General features: G+C 48.6%; 5 protein-coding genes. 3 read left to right on the top strand and 2 right to left on the bottom strand.

Annotated features, from left to right (window positions below):
- Positions 1-258 (top strand): DUF1493 family protein (locus tag KQJ18_RS05720; protein WP_216421629.1); only part of this gene is annotated, 258 nt, incomplete at its 5' end.
- A 92-nt stretch (positions 259-350) separates the two neighbouring features.
- On the opposite strand, the gene misL is transcribed toward KQJ18_RS05720, so the two are convergent.
- Both misL and KQJ18_RS05710 read right to left on the bottom strand, forming a co-directional pair.
- A complete protein-coding gene (misL, locus tag KQJ18_RS05715; RefSeq protein WP_087857232.1) occupies positions 351-3,155 on the bottom strand; it encodes an intestinal colonization autotransporter adhesin MisL in 2,805 nt (934 codons plus the stop codon).
- A gap of 74 nt (positions 3,156-3,229) precedes the next feature.
- Positions 3,230-3,847, bottom strand: coding sequence for a helix-turn-helix transcriptional regulator (locus KQJ18_RS05710; RefSeq protein ID WP_038635555.1), 618 nt, complete (start codon positions 3,845-3,847; stop codon positions 3,230-3,232).
- Between the two features lie 577 nt (positions 3,848-4,424).
- Here KQJ18_RS05710 and KQJ18_RS05705 point away from each other — a divergent pair.
- Positions 4,425-5,198, top strand: a complete 774-nt coding sequence (locus KQJ18_RS05705) for a transcriptional regulator (RefSeq protein WP_085049165.1) — start codon at positions 4,425-4,427, stop codon at positions 5,196-5,198.
- Positions 5,195-5,659 carry a hypothetical protein gene (locus KQJ18_RS05700; protein ID WP_038635561.1) on the top strand — a complete coding sequence of 155 codons (465 nt, stop codon included), beginning with the start codon at positions 5,195-5,197 and terminating at the stop codon, positions 5,657-5,659. Before KQJ18_RS05705 ends, KQJ18_RS05700 begins: the two co-directional genes overlap by 4 nt.
- The last annotated feature ends 341 nt before the right edge of the window (positions 5,660-6,000 follow it).

Below are 6,000 nucleotides of genomic sequence, written 5' to 3'. Positions count from 1 at the left end.
TGGCCAGTCACCCTCGACACAAGTCTTTCAACAGGAGATTATGTGTGGGCCAGTGAAACGGGCGCACACATCATGGATGCTTACTTTGCAACTTTCAATGTTGATTGCGCCAATTTCGATTTCTATAAATATTGGCCTATTGAGACATTCATACTTTATGCAATTTTTACCTGTAGCAGAGATGACGATGAGCCACAGCCATTAACCCTCCGTATGCTGGCAGAGTCTGCAAAAGCAGGTAAATGGCTTTATGACTGAGCCTTATTGACGGATGCCATTTATCCAACCAACCGCTTCCGAAAAAAAGCCGCCGATCGGTTAATCAGCGGCTTTTCCATTACTCACTTACATCAGAAATTATATTTTACGCCGAGCATACCGCGGGTATCGCTGTAGCCTTTGTCGCCAACCTGTTGGGCCACGTTGCTCCATACGTTGAGGCGCGGAGTGATTTGACCTTCAACACCCACTTTCAGCTCGCCGATGTTCTTCGTGCCGCGCATGTCGTTTCTCACATCGTCCATCTTCACGCTGGCAGTCTGCGTGTTATGGATCCAGTTGGCTTCGACAAACGGCTGGAACTCGCGAGATTTACCGTCATCGATGGCGTTATGGCCGTTGATAAAGGCTTTCACGCCCAGACGAGTCATCAGATTGCCATCGGTGTCATCCTTCACGCGGGTCCCGTTCGCTTCGCGATGGCTGTCGGCCTGCACGTCCATCCACACCACCTGCGCTTTCGGTTGCAGCCAGTAGCTATTGCGCTCGCTTTCGCCCAGTTTAAAGCTGTAACCGGCTTCGACCGAGGCGGTGATACCGCTGGATTTATATTTCTCTGTCGCCTGCTCCTGACCCATCACTTTGTTATCAAACCAGTTGTACAGCGCCCAGGTATCTACGTAGGTGCCGGTCTTGTCTGCGTCATTGGCATACCAGGTGCCGTACAGCCCCACGCTGTAACCGGTGACCTGACCACGAGAGTGGTAGCCGGTCAGGCTGGACTGCGTGCGGTTCTGGCTGTTGGCATAACCTGCCATCGCGCCAATATGCCAGCGGTCGAGGCCATCGCTACTCCATTGCGCCAGATCGCCGCCTAACTGTAAGACGTAGCTGTTGCTTTGGGTTTTCAACTGCCCGCTACCGTCTTTGAAGCGGGTATGCGCGCCAACGTTACGCATCCACAGACTGGTCACTTTTTTCTCGCCCGTCAGCATGTCGACGTACTGCGTTTCACCCAGACGATCGTGCAGTCGGGTCATGAACAGTGTGTTAGCGGCATAGTTGTTCGCCAGATAACTGCCGGCTTCCGGACGATACTGTTGCTCCGTGACCGGCGGAACATGAGGCTCTTCCGGCTCAGGAATAACCGGGTCCACAGGATCGATCGGGTCCGGGTCGACCGGATCAGGGATAATCGGATCAACCGGGTCCGGGTCTACGGGATCAGGGTCAACAGGGTCCACCGGATCGGGCGGAGCAGGAATGAAGCTGGTCAGATACCAGTTACTGCCCTTCTGCACTACGTTATAGTCGTACGCCCCGGCGACAATACGGCTCGCTTTCTCAAATGTGCCGTCAGAGTTGCCAGCAACCTCGATTATCTCAATGCCTTCAACGGTCTGCGCCCCGGTACCACCAATGTTGTTCACCGCCACAAAGGCATTACCCGCTGTGTTGCCGAGCACTGTCAACTTATTGGTTTCGGAGGCATCGTCATTCAGAACGGTATTGAAAACCAGTTTGCCGCCATTCCCGGTAAAATCTTCGTTAATCGTAAGCGTCTGCCACGGTTCGCCGTCAGCATGGCCAAAGTTAACCACTGCCCCACTGTTCAGCGTCAGGTCGGTCAGCGTTGAGCTGTTGGTCATATTCCAGGTCGCATCGCTCATTTGCAGCGAGATGACCCCCGTCCCGGCGGTCGCGCTGGTGATATAAGACGCCCCGCTCCATAGTGAGTTGTCGGTCATGTTGAGCTTAATCGTACTGTTTTGCTGGGGCAGGCTGCTGGTCGCGTTTGTTCCTCCGGCAGCATGAAGATCGCCGTCGATAAGGAAGCGTCCACCGGCGGATCCGTCTACGGTGCCGCCCGTTTCGGTGCTGATGGCATAGCTTTCAGTACTGTGGTCGCCCACCATAGTAATCGCGGCGCCACCGGCCAGATTTATCGCCCCGCGTGAAATCGCAAACAGGCCGCGTGGCGCTTTGCTGTATGAAGCCGCTTTTCCAGAACTGTTCACGCTAATGGTCGCGTTGTCGCCCAGGTTCACGGTCGCGTTGGTGGAATAGACCGCATGCGCACTCGCGCCGTTAACCGTAATAGTGGCGTTATTACCCAGTTCCGTTTTAGAAGATGTGGCGGCATAAATGCCCGTTGAGGAGGCACCAGACGTCTCGATGGTAGCGTCATTGCCAAGCAGGATTGAGGAACCGCTCTGCCCGGAGCGAAGACCTTCAGAGCCGTCGCCGGTCGTCACAATATGCGCACGATCGCCAACGACAATCGTATTTTTGGCAAGCGTCGCATCTCGCATGGCATTGGCGGTGATACCACGCCCCTGGTTACCCGTCGTTTTGATGTACAGATCATCACCGACGTAGATATTAGCCGAGCCTATCCAGCCCTGGCCTATTGCGTTATAACCGGCGTTAATACCGTCACCATCCTGACCGTCTACATAAATACTGGTGCGATCCCCGGTGATGATAAAGACCGGGTTATCCGGCGTATTGGCCCCATGCGTGCGGATACCGTCAACATCTTTACCATTATTGGCGGCATTCTTTGACTGGGTGCGGATCGTCAGGTCGTCACCAAAAATAACGCCCGGACTACCCGTCGCGCTGTTCTGAATAACAGTAACAGAGTGCTCAAAAGCTTCAGCACCGGGTCCATTTAACGTTAATCCATTACCATAAACAGGAATGGTGCCCGCACTCCACTGATAAACATAATTTGGCATGGCGCTGGTTTTAGCGAAATTGGCATTGGCCTGCGCAGGGATTATTGCCTGCAATTCCGGGGGCAGACTGCTAACCAGACCGCTGGAAGGAAGACTATCAACATCAACCCAGGCTGCATGGGCTGAAAATACCATAGACGTTAATGCGGCTGAAACCGCGATGGCAATACGAGAGTAAGATTTGGGATTTGGCATATTAGCCTCCTGCTATCAGGCGTAGAGCGTCCACCACATCGCTAGGATGTGAAATAATAAAAATCAGAAATGCGTTATAAAATATTCGATAGTATTTGATGAATACTATGGCCCAACTTATCTTCAAGCCGGAGCTTATAGACGTATATTTTCTTAATATCAATATTATCTATTTGGGTAATTTGCTGAATACTTTTTCCTGAGACAAATCGCTTCAGTAATATCATTTCTGTATAGTTGAGTGTGCGCCCACGTTTACTGTTAGCGAGATGACCCGTAAATAATCGTCTCATCTTCTGATGCTGTACGTCATCATCATCATCAGAATATATAATGCCTTGTATTTTATTGCTTTTCGACAGCCAGTAGTTGGCTAACGGCGCCAGGTTCCGGTCCGCAATCAAAACAATATGCATACCGCTATACGCCAGACGATCAACCCATTTCGGGTCAGCGAACAGGCGCAGGTTGGGGAAGGAGAAATCCACAAAAATAAACCCGCGGGATAAATGGTTTTGATTATTAAGCAAAAGTTTTTCAATAACGCCTCGTTGTAGAAAACCGTTTCCCTCAGGCCAGATCGCAAAAGCGGCACGGTGACAGTAGCTGGCGCGTACCGCAGTATCCGGAAATAATTGACAGGATAATTCACAGCTTATGCAACGAATACTCTGTGATGGGGATCTGTTCATAAAAAATGACTCCTGTTATTTTTCCATAAATATTTCATCGGTAAATAAATGTGTCAATCCGACACGTATGACATTCCTTGTCAGTTAATAACAGCAACCCTAAAAAAATGTAATAAACTCTTGATGCGCTAATATGTACGTACGGTAAGCAATGCCATACCGCTAAGTTTTTTTGTGTTTTATCTCAGAATAACAATCTGGGCATTAGGAATTTTATGCATAAATTAAAACCCTAGGATAAATCTTAAAAAAGCACTATTTGCTAAAAAATAACCGATGTAAAGGTTACTCGTTAATTACACAATTCAGATAACTCAATCACCCTTGTTGCTCTGTGGATAAATATAATGATAACCCAGATAAAACTGTAATGAATTCTCATTATTTAACATTAGCTAATTCCCACCTAAGAAATTAAGTTAATAACATATTGTATTTGAAGGATTTTTACCCCCTAAGTGAAATTCTTATCTTAGATCATGTACAAAGATAGAGGCGTCTTATCGATTTGGATGTAAAATTTAAGGGGTGTGCAAGGACACGCTGTGATACGTTTTGGTTACTGAGGGCTGGGCAATTGTATCTTATCAATCAGTTGGTCGAATTTAATCCTGATAGCAAAAGTCTGGTCAATCGTCAGACCGGGCGCACAATACAACTCCAGCTCCCAGCTTCGCTCTGTTTTCTCTATTTAATTACTCACGCAAGTGACATTGTTTCCCAGAACACGTTGATGATAGTGGGTTGGGGAGAGAGAAATAATGTCACCAGCACCAACACGTTCTACCAGGCAATTCTGACGTTACGTAATGCGCTGGCGGAAGTGGGACTACCGCGTGATACGGTGAAAACTATTTCCCGGCGAGGGCTGAGATTGAATGAAAACACTCAGGTAGAAGTGATAACGGACCCTCAGAGTGACGTTTCCCAGTCACCGGTTATTGAGGAGCGCGCGCCTGCAAAGGTAATTCTTACCGCACCACAACAAACGACGCAGATCTCCTGGTGGAACATTTTATTTAGCGTTAGTGTTGTTATTGCTACTCTGGTTATCTGGCTGGTGTGGTATCAGACTCGCCCGGTTATGCCATTTAGTAAGTTTGTCTCTGTTTCCATGCAGATCCCTTCGCGGCAAAACTGCAAAATTTATTACTCTCCGAATGAGTACGACCAGCATGGCTATTTCAGTCTGATGCAACTTCATCCTTTTCTCTGTGAAAACAACAAACACGTGTTTCTATCCGGCTACCTCAAAGCAGAAAGGATGGTGGCATTTGTATGCGATAAAGATGCGCGGATTGATGCCCACGCATTTTGTACTACCCATTATTACTGGATGCGCGGGCAATGAAAAAAACACGCCACATAATCTTGCTCACTATTGGCCTGGCTACCTTGCTCGGTTCAGGCAGTTGGCTATGGTATTCGCGCTATGCCGAAAAGCCGCTGAATTGCGTTGGGAACGTTGAATGGAATATTGGCAGCAACCGCTTTGCCGGTACGGTTTCATTTCGGATGTACAACCAGGAAGGATTATCAACAATTACCGGTAAACTGTATGGGCGTAATACCTCAGACATCAGCAGGAACATCTATTTCAGCTACACCCAACAGCGTGATGCGCGGGTGTTACAGGCCATGCAAGTCGTCAAAACCTTCGCCGACACGGCCGATGAAGCGGATATCAACAATACGTTGCCCGGGTTTTATCGGCAGACCGGACGCAGCCTGAGCCTGGTCATGGAGGAGTATAAGGGCGCATGGATTTTCGCCAGTTCCAATGTTCCCTCGCTGTATTGCCGCAAAAGGTAACGTCATATCCGGAAACAAAAAGCACGGTGCTGCCACGGGATTCACTTTTGTCATCATTAACTTACGCGACACAGGTCACTGAATCCACTAATAAGCCATTCTATTCTTCACCGCGAATCAGGAAACATCCTGAATATCAGGATATTCGTTGCGTAATAATTAAGCGAAATGGACGTTTTATTTTGTCCAGAAGACTTCAACCTACGCATGAATATTTGGAGAAGACGTGGGCAGGGGCGTTTATCTCTCTCGCGAGACATGTCTGAGCATTCAGACGTTATCGCATTTCAGGAAACGGTATGTTTCCGGTGTATTTTTGGCGTACATATGAGGGATACGTA

Source organism: Citrobacter sp. S55_ASV_140, from assembly GCF_018919505.1.
Taxonomy (GTDB): domain Bacteria; phylum Pseudomonadota; class Gammaproteobacteria; order Enterobacterales; family Enterobacteriaceae; genus Citrobacter; species Citrobacter werkmanii.
This window is presented reverse-complemented; position numbering and strand designations above follow the sequence as displayed.

Excerpts from the sequence above, each read along its gene's own strand:
- misL (WP_087857232.1), bottom strand. The coding sequence starts at position 3,155 with ATGCCAAATCCCAAATCTTACTCTCGTATTGCCATCGCGGTTTCAGCC.
- KQJ18_RS05710 (WP_038635555.1), bottom strand. The coding sequence starts at position 3,847 with ATGAACAGATCCCCATCACAGAGTATTCGTTGCATAAGCTGTGAATTA.
- KQJ18_RS05700 (WP_038635561.1), top strand. The coding sequence starts at position 5,195 with ATGAAAAAAACACGCCACATAATCTTGCTCACTATTGGCCTGGCTACC.